Genomic DNA, 14,525 nt, shown 5'->3' with positions numbered 1-14,525 from the left:
TCGTCAGTCTTGCGCTGCTCACGCTACGGGCAGCACAAGATGTGCATTCAGCCTCGCCGTTCTGACGGGGCTGTGTTAGCATTCCCCCTTCGTGAATCCACCTTCCAGCGTTTCAGAGCCTGCCAATGAGTTATCAGGTCTTAGCCCGAAAATGGCGCCCACAAACCTTTGCTGACGTCGTCGGCCAGGAACATGTGCTGACCGCACTGGCGAACGGCTTGTCGTTAGGGCGTATTCATCATGCTTATCTTTTTTCCGGCACCCGTGGCGTCGGAAAAACCTCTATCGCCCGACTGTTGGCGAAGGGGCTAAACTGCGAAACCGGCATTACCGCGACGCCGTGCGGCGTGTGCGATAACTGTCGTGAAATCGAGCAGGGGCGCTTTGTCGATCTGATTGAAATCGACGCCGCCTCGCGCACTAAAGTCGAAGATACCCGCGACCTGCTGGATAACGTTCAGTACGCTCCGGCGCGTGGTCGTTTCAAAGTTTATCTCATCGACGAAGTGCATATGCTGTCGCGTCACAGCTTTAACGCACTGTTAAAAACCCTTGAAGAGCCGCCAGAGCACGTTAAGTTTTTGCTGGCGACGACCGATCCGCAGAAATTGCCGGTGACGATTTTGTCACGCTGTCTGCAATTTCATCTCAAGGCGCTGGATGTCGAGCAAATTCGCCATCAGCTTGAGCACATCCTCAACGAAGAACATATCGCTCACGAGCCGCGGGCGCTGCAATTGTTGGCACGCGCCGCTGAAGGCAGCCTGCGAGATGCCTTAAGTCTGACCGACCAGGCGATTGCCAGCGGTGACGGCCAGGTTTCAACCCAGGCGGTCAGTGCGATGCTGGGTACGCTTGACGACGATCAGGCGTTATCGCTGGTTGAAGCGATGGTCGAGGCCAACGGCGAGCGCGTAATGGCGCTAATTAATGAAGCTGCTGCCCGTGGTATCGAGTGGGAAGCGTTGCTGGTGGAAATGCTTGGTCTGTTGCATCGTATCGCGATGGTACAACTTTCGCCTGCTGCTCTTGGCAACGACATGGCCGCCATTGAGCTGCGGATGCGTGAACTGGCGCGCACCATACCGCCGACGGATATTCAGCTTTACTATCAGACGCTGTTGATTGGTCGCAAAGAATTACCGTATGCGCCAGACCGCCGTATGGGTGTTGAGATGACGCTGCTGCGCGCGCTGGCGTTCCATCCGCGTATGCCTCTGCCTGAGCCAGAAGTGCCACGCCAGTCCTTTGCGCCCGTTGCGCCAACGGCAGTAATGACGCCAACACAGGTGCCGCCGCAACCGCAATCAGCGCCGCAGCAGGCACCGACTGTACCGCTCCCGGAAACCACCAGCCAGGTGCTGGCGGCGCGCCAGCAGTTGCAGCGCGTGCAGGGAGCAACCAAAGCAAAAAAGAGTGAACCGGCAGCCGCTACCCGCGCGCGGCCGGTGAATAACGCTGCGCTGGAAAGACTGGCTTCGGTCACCGATCGCGTTCAGGCGCGCCCGGTGCCATCGGCGCTGGAAAAAGCGCCAGCCAAAAAAGAAGCGTATCGCTGGAAGGCGACCACTCCAGTGATGCAGCAAAAAGAAGTGGTCGCCACGCCGAAGGCGCTGAAAAAAGCGCTGGAACATGAAAAAACGCCGGAACTGGCGGCGAAGCTGGCGGCAGAAGCCATTGAGCGCGACCCGTGGGCGGCTCAGGTGAGTCAACTTTCGCTACCAAAACTGGTCGAACAGGTGGCGTTAAATGCCTGGAAAGAGGAGAGCGACAACGCAGTATGTCTGCATTTGCGCTCCTCTCAGCGGCATTTGAACAACCGCGGCGCACAGCAAAAACTGGCTGAAGCGTTGAGCACGTTAAAAGGTTCAACGGTTGAACTGACTATCGTTGAAGATGATAATCCCGCGGTGCGTACGCCGCTGGAATGGCGTCAGGCGATATACGAAGAAAAACTTGCGCAGGCGCGCGAGTCCATTATTGCGGATAATAATATTCAGACCCTGCGTCGATTCTTCGATGCGGAGCTGGATGAAGAAAGTATCCGCCCCATTTGATCGTAAGCACAGCTTACGTTCGTCATCCTTAACGTGATTGAGAGAGAAACCTATGTTTGGTAAAGGCGGTCTGGGTAACCTGATGAAGCAAGCCCAGCAGATGCAAGAAAAAATGCAGAAAATGCAGGAAGAGATCGCGCAGCTGGAAGTCACCGGCGAATCTGGCGCAGGTCTGGTAAAAGTGACCATCAACGGTGCACACAACTGCCGTCGCGTAGAGATCGACCCGAGCCTGCTGGAAGACGACAAAGAGATGCTGGAAGACCTGGTGGCTGCAGCATTCAACGACGCAGCACGTCGTATTGAAGAAACGCAGAAAGAAAAAATGGCCTCTGTATCCTCCGGAATGCAGCTGCCGCCTGGCTTTAAGATGCCATTCTGATGCAAACCAGCCCGCTGTTAACACAGCTTATGGAAGCACTGCGCTGTCTGCCGGGCGTTGGCCCGAAGTCGGCGCAGCGTATGGCGTTCACGCTGCTTCAGCGCGATCGTAGCGGCGGGATGCGTCTGGCGCAGGCGCTCACCCGGGCGATGTCGGAAATCGGTCACTGCGCCGATTGCCGCACCTTCACCGAACAGGAAGTCTGTAACATCTGTTCGAATCCACGTCGTCAGGAAAACGGTCAAATCTGCGTGGTGGAGAGTCCGGCGGACATTTACGCCATTGAGCAGACGGGGCAGTTTTCAGGTCGTTATTTTGTGTTGATGGGACACCTGTCACCGCTGGACGGCATCGGTCCTGATGATATCGGGCTTGATCGTCTGGAACAGCGTCTGGCAGAGGAAAAAATCACTGAAGTGATCCTCGCCACCAACCCCACGGTTGAAGGTGAAGCTACCGCTAACTACATTGCCGAGCTTTGTGCGCAATATGACGTGGAAGCCAGCCGAATCGCTCATGGCGTACCGGTTGGCGGCGAACTGGAAATGGTCGATGGCACCACGCTGTCACACTCCCTTGCCGGGCGTCATAAGATTCGTTTTTAAGCAAACGAGAGCAGGATCACCTGCTCTCGCTTGAAATTATTCTCCCTTGTCCCCATCTCTCCCTCATCCTGTTTTTAACCTTAAAATGGCATTATTGAGGTAGACCTACATGAAAGGACAAGAAACTCGTGGTTTTCAGTCAGAAGTGAAACAGCTTCTGCACCTGATGATCCATTCTCTCTATTCCAATAAAGAAATCTTCCTGCGTGAGCTTATCTCTAACGCCTCCGATGCGGCGGACAAGCTGCGTTTCCGCGCGCTTTCTAACCCGGACCTGTACGAAGGTGATGGTGAACTACGCGTTCGTGTCTCTTTCGATAAAGACAAGCGCACGCTGACCATCTCCGATAACGGCGTGGGGATGACCCGCGACGAAGTGATTGACCATCTGGGGACTATCGCTAAATCCGGCACCAAATCATTCCTCGAATCCCTGGGTTCTGACCAGGCGAAAGACAGCCAGCTGATCGGTCAGTTTGGTGTTGGTTTCTACTCTGCGTTTATCGTGGCTGACAAAGTGACCGTGCGTACTCGCGCGGCAGGCGAAAAACCAGAAAACGGCGTCTTCTGGGAATCGGCTGGCGAAGGTGAATACACCGTTGCCGACATCACTAAAGAAGATCGTGGTACTGAAATCACCCTGCATCTGCGTGAAGGCGAAGACGAGTTCCTCGATGACTGGCGTGTGCGTTCCATCATCAGCAAATATTCCGACCATATCGCGCTGCCGGTAGAGATCGAAAAACGCGAAGAGAAAGACGGCGAAACCGTTATCTCCTGGGAGAAAATCAACAAAGCGCAGGCGCTGTGGACTCGTAACAAGTCGGAAATCACCGATGAAGAGTACAAAGAGTTCTACAAACACATCGCCCACGACTTTAACGATCCGCTGACCTGGAGCCACAACCGCGTTGAAGGTAAGCAGGAGTACACCAGCCTGCTGTACATTCCGTCTCAGGCACCGTGGGATATGTGGAACCGCGATCATAAACACGGTCTGAAACTGTATGTTCAGCGTGTGTTCATCATGGACGACGCAGAACAGTTCATGCCGAACTATCTGCGCTTCGTGCGTGGTCTGATTGACTCCAGCGATCTGCCGCTGAACGTTTCCCGTGAAATCCTCCAGGACAGCACGGTAACGCGTAACCTGCGCAATGCGCTGACCAAGCGTGTGCTGCAAATGCTGGAAAAACTGGCGAAAGACGACGCGGAAAAATACCAGACCTTCTGGCAACAGTTTGGCCTGGTACTGAAAGAAGGTCCGGCGGAAGATTTCGCTAACCAGGAAGCGATCGCCAAACTGCTGCGTTTTGCTTCTACCCATACCGATTCTTCTGCGCAGACCGTGTCTCTGGAAGACTACGTTTCCCGCATGAAAGAAGGGCAGGAGAAAATCTACTATATCACCGCAGACAGTTACGCGGCAGCGAAGAGCAGCCCGCACCTGGAACTGCTGCGTAAGAAAGGCATCGAAGTTCTGCTGCTTTCCGACCGCATCGATGAGTGGATGATGAACTATCTGACTGAGTTCGACGGTAAACCGTTCCAGTCTGTGTCTAAAGTTGACGAGTCGCTGGAAAAACTGGCTGACGAAGTTGATGAGAGCGCGAAAGAAGCGGAGAAAGCACTGACTCCGTTCATCGACCGTGTGAAAGCCCTGCTCGGCGAGCGCGTGAAAGATGTCCGTCTGACTCACCGTCTGACCGATACGCCAGCGATCGTTTCGACCGACGCGGACGAAATGAGCACTCAGATGGCGAAACTGTTCGCTGCGGCGGGCCAGAAAGTGCCAGAAGTGAAATACATCTTCGAACTGAACCCGGATCACGTACTGGTGAAACGTGCGGCGGATACTGAAGATGAAGCGAAGTTCAGCGAGTGGGTAGAACTGCTGCTGGATCAGGCGCTGCTGGCAGAACGCGGTACGCTGGAAGATCCGAACCTGTTTATTCGTCGTATGAACCAGCTGCTGGTTTCCTGATGTCATGCCGGATGACCTTCGTGTCATCCGGCATTTTTCTTTTCTTCATCTGCACTTTCCGCAAATTATCTTGCCATTAACCGTTTCAGCCTCAGGTGCCTTTCTTGAGGCAATCGCCTGTTGGTGGTATCGTTTATCGCTTTTTCAAAAAATTCGACACATTTTAAGGGGATTTTCGCAATGCGTATCATTCTGCTTGGCGCTCCGGGCGCGGGGAAAGGGACTCAGGCTCAGTTCATCATGGAGAAATATGGTATTCCGCAAATCTCCACTGGCGATATGCTGCGTGCTGCGGTCAAATCTGGCTCCGAGCTGGGTAAACAAGCAAAAGACATTATGGATGCTGGCAAACTGGTCACCGACGAACTGGTGATCGCGCTGGTTAAAGAGCGCATTGCTCAGGAAGACTGCCGCAACGGTTTCCTGTTGGACGGCTTCCCGCGTACCATTCCGCAGGCAGACGCGATGAAAGAAGCGGGCATCAATGTTGATTACGTTCTGGAATTCGACGTACCGGACGAACTGATTGTTGACCGTATCGTAGGCCGCCGCGTTCACGCGCCGTCTGGTCGTGTTTATCACGTTAAATTCAATCCGCCGAAAGTAGAAGGCAAAGACGACGTTACCGGTGAAGAACTGACTACCCGTAAAGACGATCAGGAAGAGACCGTACGTAAACGTCTGGTTGAATACCATCAGATGACTGCACCGCTGATCGGCTACTACTCCAAAGAAGCTGAAGCGGGTAACACCAAATACGCGAAAGTTGACGGCACCAAGCCGGTGGCTGAAGTTCGCGCAGCTCTGGAAAAAATTCTCGGCTAATCAAGCCGCCGCAGATCTGCTCTCGGGCAGGTCTGCTCATCCTCCTCAGGCAATACCTCTTACAGCAATTAGTTCTTCTTCTTCACTTTTCCGCTACAATTATCAACAAGTTGAATCGATAAGAGGCGGTAATGCGTCAAACTAAAACCGGTATCCTGCTGGCAAACCTGGGTACGCCCGATGCCCCCACACCTGAAGCGGTAAAACGCTATCTGAAACAATTTTTAAGCGACAGACGCGTGGTTGATACCTCACGGTTGTTATGGTGGCCGTTGCTGCGCGGCGTGATTTTGCCGCTGCGTTCGCCGCGTGTGGCGAAGCTGTATGCCTCTGTCTGGATGGAAGGTGGCTCGCCGCTGATGGTTTACAGCCGCCAGCAACAGCAGGCGCTGGCGCAACGTTTACCGGAGACGCCCGTGGCGCTGGGAATGAGCTACGGCTCGCCATCACTGGAAAGCGCCGTAGATGAACTTCTGGCAGAGCATGTAGATCATATTGTGGTGCTGCCGCTTTATCCGCAATACTCCTGTTCAACGGTCGGTGCGGTATGGGATGAATTGGCACGCATTCTGGCGCGCAAACGTAGCATTCCGGGGATATCGTTTATTCGTGATTACGCCGATAACCACGATTATATTAATGCACTGGCGAACAGCGTACGTGCTTCTTTTGCCAAACATGGCGAACCGGATCTGCTGTTGCTCTCTTATCATGGCATTCCCCAGCGTTATGCAGATGAAGGCGATGATTACCCGCAACGTTGCCGCACAACAACTCGCGAACTCGCTTCCGCACTGGAGATGGCACCGGAAAAAGTGATGATGACCTTTCAGTCGCGCTTTGGCCGGGAACCCTGGCTGATGCCTTATACCGACGAAACGCTGAAAATGCTCGGAGAAAAAGGCGTGGGTCATATTCAGGTGATGTGCCCGGGCTTTGCTGCGGATTGTCTGGAGACGCTGGAAGAGATTGCCGAGCAAAACCGTGAGGTCTTCCTCGGTGCGGGCGGGAAAAAATATGAATATATTCCGGCGCTTAATGCCACGCCGGAACATATCGAAATGATGGCTAATCTTGTTGCCGCGTATCGCTAAAGCTGAGCGGTAAAGAACTGAGCGCCGTCGCGAAGAGCCTCGTCGGCGGTTTTCATCATCCGTGAATAATGCAAAAAGGCGTGCAGCGTGCCTGGGTAGAGTTTGAACTCACAGGGCTGCTGATGCGCCGCTAACGTCTGGTAAAGCAGACGGCTGTCATCCAGCAGTGGATCGAACTCCGCCCCGGCAATAAAACAGGGCGGAACTTCGCGAGTGAGATCATTATTAAACAGGCAGTAATATGGCGACTCGCGGTCCGCGTCGTTGCTTAAATACGCCTCTTCATACATCTGCAAATCCTGTTGCGTTAAGCCATCCCAGACACCACCCAACAGACGACGAGTCACGGAATCCCGTAATCCGTAAAGCCCATACCACAGCAAAACGCCCGCAACTTTACCGCAATCGATCTGTTTATCGCGCAACCACAACGCACTGGCGAGCGCCAGCATGGCACCTGCGGAATCACCGGCAAAACCAATGCGGGACATATTGATTTGATAATCCTCCGCCTGCTGGTGGAAATAACAACAGGCAGCCACAATTTCCTCTATCGCTTGCGGAAAACGCGCTTCAGGTGAAAGGGTGTAATCAATGCCAATCACCGTACATTGGCTGTAGCTTGCCAGCAGGCGCATGATGCGATCGTGGGTATCGAGATTGCCGAGAATAAAACCGCCTCCATGCAAATAAAATAGCGTCGCCGGCCTATCTGGCTGCGGATAAAAGATACGTGTTTTCACCTGCCCATATTTTGTTGGAACCCTGTAAGCTCTGGTTGCCATTTCTGGAGCGCCCACATTCCAGAATCGGCGCTCAAGCGTGTAATACTGTCGTTGCTCAGCAATCGTTCCCGTTGCAGGCCAGGGCGGTAAATCCGGCTGAAGAGTATTCACAACGGTCTTCATTTCAGCAGAGATAAGGTCCAGAACGGGTAATTTGTTTTCCGGCTTCATGCAAAAACTCCTTTCAAATTACGTCATTGTAAGGAACCACTGCCATGAAAATGCGATCCCGCCTGCTGATATTGAAACTGGCTGTGTCTCGCGCGCTCCCGTCAGATTGTGTTAACATTCGCCGCTCAGTTAACCACCCGTAAAAACAACCATGAAATTTCCCGGTAAACGTAAATCCAAACATTACTTCCCCGTAAACGCACGCGATCCGCTGCTTCAGCAATTCCAGCCAGAAAACGAAACCAGCGCCGCCTGGGTAGTGGGTATCGATCAAACGCTGGTCGATATTGAAGCGAAAGTGGATGATGAATTCATTGAGCGTTATGGATTAAGCGCCGGGCATTCATTGGTGATTGAGGATGACGTTGCCGAAGCGCTTTATCAGGAACTAAAACAGAAAAACCTGATTACCCATCAGTTTGCGGGTGGCACCATTGGTAACACCATGCACAACTACTCGGTGCTCGCGGACGACCGTTCGGTGCTGCTGGGCGTCATGTGCAGCAATATTGAAATTGGCAGCTATGCCTATCGTTACCTGTGTAACACCTCCAGCCGTACCGATCTTAACTATCTACAAGGCGTGGATGGCCCAATTGGTCGTTGCTTTACGCTGATTGGCGAGTCCGGGGAACGTACCTTTGCTATCAGCCCCGGCCACATGAACCAGCTGCGGGCTGAAAGTATTCCGGAAGATGTGATTGCCGGAGCCTCGGCTCTGGTTCTCACCTCTTATCTGGTGCGTTGCAAGCCGGGTGAACCCATGCCGGAAGCAACCATGAAAGCCATTGAGTACGCGAAGAAATATAACGTACCGGTGGTGCTGACGCTGGGCACCAAGTTTGTCATTGCCGAGAATCCACAGTGGTGGCAGCAATTCCTCAAAGACCACGTCTCTATCCTTGCGATGAACGAAGATGAAGCCGAAGCGTTGACCGGAGAAAGCGATCCGTTGTTGGCATCTGACAAGGCGCTGGACTGGGTAGATCTGGTGCTGTGCACCGCCGGGCCAATCGGCTTGTATATGGCAGGCTTTACCGAAGACGAAGCGAAACGTAAAACCCAGCATCCGCTGCTGCCGGGTGCTATAGCGGAATTTAATCAGTATGAGTTTAGCCGCGCCATGCGCCACAAGGATTGCCAGAATCCGCTGCGTGTCTATTCGCACATTGCGCCGTACATGGGCGGGCCGGAAAAAATCATGAACACTAATGGAGCAGGGGATGGCGCACTGGCAGCGTTGCTGCATGACATTACCGCCAACAGCTACCACCGTAGCAACGTACCAAACTCCAGCAAACATAAATTCACCTGGTTAACTTATTCATCGTTAGCGCAGGTGTGTAAATATGCTAACCGTGTGAGCTATCAGGTACTGAACCAGCATTCACCTCGTTTAACGCGCGGCTTGCCGGAGCGTGAAGACAGCCTGGAAGAGTCTTACTGGGATCGTTAAGTTATCGTCGGTTCGTAGGCCAGATAAGGCGTTCACGCCGCATCTGGCATTTTGCTTTCAATGCCTGATGCGACGCTGGCGCGTCTTATCAGGCCTACATATCCGCGCCTATTATCCGGCAACCACCGTTTACCTCGTCACCACCTCACCCGCCGGTGGCGTTTCCAGCAGTTCCAGCATAGTACGGGCAATTTCACGCTCACCCATCACTACCTGATTCGCACCACGTTCGGTGATATACGCCACTTCATCGTCATAATGGGCGCGGGCAATAATCTCAATATCCGGATTTTTCGCGCGGGCAGATGCCACAATCTCGCCCGCTTCATAGCCGTTGGGAATCGTCAGGATCAGCCATTTTGCACATTCCAGATGCGCCAGTTGCATAATTTCTTCGTTCGCCGCATTGCCCAATACTGCGCGGACCCCGCGCTCGCGCAGCTCATCAACACGAGTTCGTGACGTCTCAATCACCACCAGCGGAATATCAGAGGCGAGCAATTTCTCCCCCAGCAGGCTGCCTACACGACCGTAACCCACCAGTAGCGCATGGTTGCAAATATCCACTGGGATCTGCTTCTCTTCTTCGATTGCCTCTTCCAGCGTCTGCTCTTCCAGCGTTTCGGTCTTCGCCAGATATTTTTCCAGTAGTGCGAACAGTACCGGGTTGAGCATAATCGACAGGATCGCCCCTGCCAGTACCAGGTTTTGTCCGGCCTGCGGCAGTAAATTCAATGCCATTCCTAGTCCCGCCAGGATAAACGCGAACTCACCAATCTGCGCCAGGCTGGCGGCGATGGTTAACGCCGTGCGCTGGGAGTGACCAAACAAACGCACAAGGAACAGGGCCGCGACCGATTTACCAAACAGAATAATTGCCAGCGTCGCCAGTACTGCCAGCGGTTGCTGAATCAGAATTAACGGATCAAACAACATCCCGACGGAGACAAAAAACAGCACCGCAAACGCGTCGCGCAATGGCAGTGTATCGTGGGCGGCACGGTGACTCAGTTCAGACTCGTTCAGTACCATCCCGGCAAAGAACGCACCGAGTGCAAAGGAGACATCAAACAGCTCTACCGCACCAAAGGCAATCCCTAACGCCAGCGCTAGCACCGACAGGGTAAACAGCTCGCGGGAACCGGTTGCTGCGCTGCGTGCCATAATCCACGGCACCAGACGGCGACCTACCAACATCATAATGGCGATAAATGCGATCACCTTGCCGATGGTGATCCCCATATCGACTGCAAGAGTGGCAAAGCCCACATCGCCCTGTTCCATCATTCCTGCTACCGCGGGTAGCAATACCAGCGTCAGGACCATCACCAGGTCTTCCACAATCAACCAACCGATGGCGATTTGCCCACGCTGACTGTCAATTAATTGCCGTTCTTCAAGTGCGCGCAGTAACACCACGGTACTGGCGGTGGAAAGACATAAGCCGAACACGATACCGGTCATTAACGACCAGCCCAGCACGGCGGAGAGCGCCATACCCAGCAGCGTCGCCACGGCTATCTGGGCGATCGCGCCGGGAATGGCGATGGACTTTACCGCCATCAAATCCTTGAGCGAAAAATGCAAACCGACGCCGAACATCAGCAAAATAACGCCCAGTTCAGCCAGTTCCGGCGCAAGCTTGGTATCGGCAACAAAGCCCGGAGTGAATGGTCCTGCCAGCACACCCGCTAACAGATATCCCACCAGAGGAGAAATACGTAGTTTATTGGCCAGCATGCCGAGGATAAAGGCGAGCACAAGGCCGCCAACAATGGTGGTGATAAGCGGGGTGGCGTGATGCATTCCGTCTCCTTTTCCTGGTGGTTATTGTCCATTTTTGGCCGGGAAAACCAAAATTACAGGTAATAGTTTATGACAATTTCATTGATGATGTTTATGAATAATTGTTGAATTTTGCAGAAAAATGGAATTAGCTGCAAAAAAAGCACGGATCGGAAAACAGAAGGCGGTTTAACAGAGGAAAGGCTTATGGCGACTGTAAAACGATGCAGCCAAAGTTTGCCTTTGGCTGCAATGAAATCAGTCTTTATGCCGGTTATCAGGCAGGAATATGGTCAACATCCCCAATAGTGGCAGGAAAGCACAGATTTTATAGACTAACTCTATGCTGGTGTGGTCGGCGATAAGCCCCAGAACTGCCGCCCCCAGACCTCCCATGCCGAAAGCAAAACCGAAAAATAGTCCAGAAACCATACCGATACGTCCCGGAAGCAGCTCCTGGGCATAGACCAGAATGGCAGAGAATGCCGAAGCGAGGATAAATCCAATAATCACCGTTAAAACCCCCGTCCAGTGCAGGCTGGCGTAGGGTAAAATCAGCGTAAACGGCGCAACGCCGAGGATAGAGCCCCAAATCACATATTTCCGTCCAATTTTATCCCCTACAGGCCCGCCAATCACCGTACCTGCCGCAACGGCAAACAGGAAGGCAAACAAATGAAGCTGAGCATTCTGGATAGATAATCCGAATTTTTGCATCAGATAAAAGGTGTAATAGCTGCTGATGCTCGCCATATAGAAATATTTCGAGAAAATGAGGATTAACAGAATGCTGACCGCCAGAACAACTTTATTGCGCGGCAGTGGATTGATAATCGTCGCTTTGGGTTTTCCTTTATTCATTCGGTGCTGTGCCGAGTACCAACGGCTGATTTGCGCCAACACCACGATCGCCAGCAGTGCCGCAAGCACAAACCAGGCAACGTTGCCTTTGCCATAAGGCGCGATAATCACCGCCGCCAGCAAGGGGCCCAGGGAACTGCCAAAGTTGCCGCCGACCTGAAATATAGATTGCGCCAGGCCATGACGCCCGCCGGAAGCCATACGGGCCACGCGAGAAGATTCCGGATGAAAGACCGATGAACCGGTACCGACCAGCGCCGCTGCCAGCAGAACTGCGCCGAAACTGCCCGCCAGCGCCAGCAGCACCAGACCACTTAAGGTAAAGCACATGCCAATCGGCAACGACCACGGCATCGGATATTTATCGGTCCAGTAGCCGACCACCGGTTGCAGTAACGAAGAGGCGAGCTGGAAGGTGAGGGTTATCATGCCAATCTGCATAAATGTCAGAGAAAATTCTGACTGAAGCAGTGGATAAATCGCCAGAATCAGCGATTGGATCATGTCGTTCAGCAGATGTGAGAGGCTGATAGCACCTAAAATACCAAACGATGTTCGGGCCTTAGTCGTTGACGCAGCCGCGCCCGCCACAGGCTGGGTTTGTTCACTCATTGCCATAGGAAAGTCACTTTTTCAGGGTTGCGATGTAAAGAATGATCTTATTTGTGATTATTACCCGACTAACATACCTGTATGCGCTGCCTGAAGGAAGTCTCAACGCGGAATACAGAATTTCTAATCTGGATGCAGATTTATCTTCACCGGACGCAGACTTGTTTATGATGTCGCGTCATACTATTTTTCAACACGTTGAAATCAGGTCAGGGAGAGAAGTATGAAATTATTGCAGCGGGGCGTGGCGTTAGCACTGTTAACCACATTTACACTGGCGAGTGAAACTGCTCTGGCGTACGAGCAGGATAAAACCTACAAAATTACAGTTCTGCATACCAATGATCATCATGGGCATTTTTGGCGCAATGAATATGGTGAATATGGTCTGGCGGAGCAAAAAACGCTGGTGGATGGTATCCGCAAAGAGGTTGCGGCTGAAGGCGGTAGCGTGCTGCTACTTTCCGGTGGCGACATTAACACTGGCGTGCCCGAGTCCGACTTACAGGATGCCGAACCTGATTTTCGCGGTATGAATCTGGTGGGCTATGACGCGATGGCGATCGGTAATCATGAATTTGATAACCCGCTCACCGTATTACGCCAGCAGGAAAAGTGGGCTAAGTTCCCGTTGCTTTCCGCCAATATCTACCAGAAAAGTACCGGCGAGCGCCTGTTTAAACCATGGGCGCTGTTTAAGCGTCAGGATCTGAAAATTGCCGTTATTGGCCTGACGACGGATGACACAGCCAAAATTGGTAATCCGGAATATTTCACTGATATCGAATTTCGTAAGCCCGCTGATGAAGCGAAGCTGGTGATTCAGGAGCTGCAACAGACAGAAAAGCCAGACATTATTATCGCGGCGACCCATATGGGGCATTACGACAATGGTGAGCACGGCTCTAACGCACCGGGCGATGTGGAGATGGCACGCGCGCTGCCTGCCGGATCGCTGGCGATGATCGTCGGTGGTCACTCGCAAGATCCGGTCTGTATGGCGGCAGAAAACAAAAAACAGGTCGATTACGTGCCGGGTACGCCATGCAAACCGGATCAACAAAACGGCATCTGGATTGTGCAGGCGCATGAGTGGGGCAAATACGTGGGACGGGCTGATTTTGAGTTTCGTAATGGCGAAATGAAAATGGTTAACTACCAGCTGATTCCGGTGAACCTGAAGAAGAAAGTGACCTGGGAAGACGGGAAAAGCGAGCGCGTGCTGTACACCCCTGAAATCGCTGAAAACCAGCAAATGATCTCGCTGTTATCACCGTTCCAGAACAAAGGTAAAGCGCAGCTGGAAGTGAAAATAGGCGAAACCAATGGTCGTCTGGAAGGCGATCGTGACAAAGTGCGTTTTGTACAGACCAATATGGGGCGGTTGATTCTGGCAGCACAAATGGATCGCACTGGTGCCGACTTTGCGGTGATGAGCGGAGGCGGAATTCGTGATTCTATCGAAGCAGGTGATATCAGCTATAAAAACGTACTGAAAGTGCAGCCATTCGGCAATGTGGTGGTGTATGCCGACATGACCGGTAAAGAGGTGATTGATTACTTGACCGCCGTCGCGCAGATGAAGCCAGATTCAGGTGCCTACCCGCAATTTGCCAACGTTAGCTTTGTGGCGAAAGACGGTAAACTGAACGACCTGAAAATCAAAGGCGAACCGGTCGATCCGGCGAAAACTTACCGCATGGCGACATTAAACTTCAATGCCACCGGCGGGGATGGCTATCCGCGCCTTGATAACAAACCGGGCTATGTGAATACCGGCTTTATTGATGCCGAAGTGCTGAAAGCGTATATCCAGAAAAGCTCGCCGCTGGATGTGAGTGTTTATGAACCGAAAGGTGAGGTGAGCTGGCAGTAATCCGAAAGTGCCGGATGTTCGCATCCGGCACA

Annotated in this window: 11 protein-coding genes and 1 other annotated feature; of the genes, 8 read left to right on the top strand and 3 right to left on the bottom strand. The window is 52.8% G+C overall.

All coding sequences use genetic code 11. From position 1 onward, the window contains the following. The first annotated feature begins 125 nt into the window (after positions 1-125). The 6 genes from dnaX to hemH all read left to right on the top strand — a co-directional run bounded on the left by dnaX (position 126) and on the right by hemH (position 6,947). Entirely contained in the window at positions 126-2,057 is a 1,932-nt protein-coding gene (dnaX, locus tag HBM92_RS17935; RefSeq protein WP_000122015.1) for a DNA polymerase III subunit gamma/tau, read from the top strand. Continuing rightward, positions 1,390-1,454, top strand: a sequence feature (DnaX frameshifting element). It overlaps the preceding gene by 65 nt. Positions 2,058-2,109: 52 nt before the next feature. Beyond that, positions 2,110-2,439, top strand: coding sequence for a YbaB/EbfC family nucleoid-associated protein (locus HBM92_RS17930; protein WP_000467098.1), 330 nt, complete (start codon positions 2,110-2,112; stop codon positions 2,437-2,439). Further along, the gene (recR, locus tag HBM92_RS17925; protein ID WP_001195025.1) at positions 2,439-3,044 is read left to right on the top strand and encodes a recombination mediator RecR; all 606 of its coding nucleotides are present in this window, start codon (positions 2,439-2,441) and stop codon (positions 3,042-3,044) included. Before HBM92_RS17930 ends, recR begins: the two co-directional genes overlap by 1 nt. Positions 3,045-3,153: 109 nt before the next feature. Continuing rightward, a complete protein-coding gene (gene htpG / locus HBM92_RS17920) occupies positions 3,154-5,028 on the top strand; it encodes a molecular chaperone HtpG (RefSeq protein ID WP_000678201.1) in 1,875 nt (624 codons plus the stop codon). Positions 5,029-5,208: 180 nt separating this feature from the next. After that, positions 5,209-5,853, top strand: coding sequence for an adenylate kinase (gene adk / locus HBM92_RS17915; RefSeq protein ID WP_001313630.1), 645 nt, complete (start codon positions 5,209-5,211; stop codon positions 5,851-5,853). A gap of 131 nt (positions 5,854-5,984) precedes the next feature. Further along, positions 5,985-6,947 (top strand): ferrochelatase, encoded by a 963-nt coding sequence (gene hemH, locus HBM92_RS17910; RefSeq protein WP_001250114.1) that lies wholly within the window; start codon positions 5,985-5,987, stop codon positions 6,945-6,947. Here the strand turns inward: hemH and aes are convergent. After that, positions 6,944-7,903: an acetyl esterase gene (gene aes / locus HBM92_RS17905; protein ID WP_000801819.1), complete on the bottom strand. Its 960-nt coding sequence runs from the start codon at positions 7,901-7,903 to the stop codon at positions 6,944-6,946. The two genes, hemH and aes, sit on opposite strands and share 4 nt — an antisense overlap. Positions 7,904-8,054: 151 nt before the next feature. Here aes and gsk point away from each other — a divergent pair, with 151 nt between their 5' ends. Beyond that, the gene (gene gsk, locus HBM92_RS17900) at positions 8,055-9,359 is read left to right on the top strand and encodes an inosine/guanosine kinase (RefSeq protein ID WP_000671574.1); all 1,305 of its coding nucleotides are present in this window, start codon (positions 8,055-8,057) and stop codon (positions 9,357-9,359) included. A 129-nt stretch (positions 9,360-9,488) separates the two neighbouring features. Here the strand turns inward: gsk and ybaL are convergent, their stop codons facing one another. Next, on the bottom strand, positions 9,489-11,165 hold the full coding sequence (ybaL, locus tag HBM92_RS17895) for a YbaL family putative K(+) efflux transporter (protein ID WP_000546254.1): 1,677 nt from the start codon (positions 11,163-11,165) through the stop codon (positions 9,489-9,491). 237 nt (positions 11,166-11,402) lie between these two features. Continuing rightward, positions 11,403-12,623 carry a fosmidomycin MFS transporter gene (gene fsr, locus HBM92_RS17890; protein ID WP_001251634.1) on the bottom strand — a complete coding sequence of 407 codons (1,221 nt, stop codon included), beginning with the start codon at positions 12,621-12,623 and terminating at the stop codon, positions 11,403-11,405. Positions 12,624-12,840: 217 nt separating this feature from the next. Between fsr and ushA the strand changes: the two genes are divergently transcribed. Then, a complete protein-coding gene (gene ushA / locus HBM92_RS17885; RefSeq protein WP_000771783.1) occupies positions 12,841-14,493 on the top strand; it encodes a bifunctional UDP-sugar hydrolase/5'-nucleotidase in 1,653 nt (550 codons plus the stop codon). Positions 14,494-14,525: the final 32 nt, after the last annotated feature.

It is taken from the genome of Escherichia sp. E.sYA108, from assembly GCF_011754335.1.
GTDB lineage: Bacteria > Pseudomonadota > Gammaproteobacteria > Enterobacterales > Enterobacteriaceae > Escherichia > Escherichia coli.
This window is presented reverse-complemented; position numbering and strand designations above follow the sequence as displayed.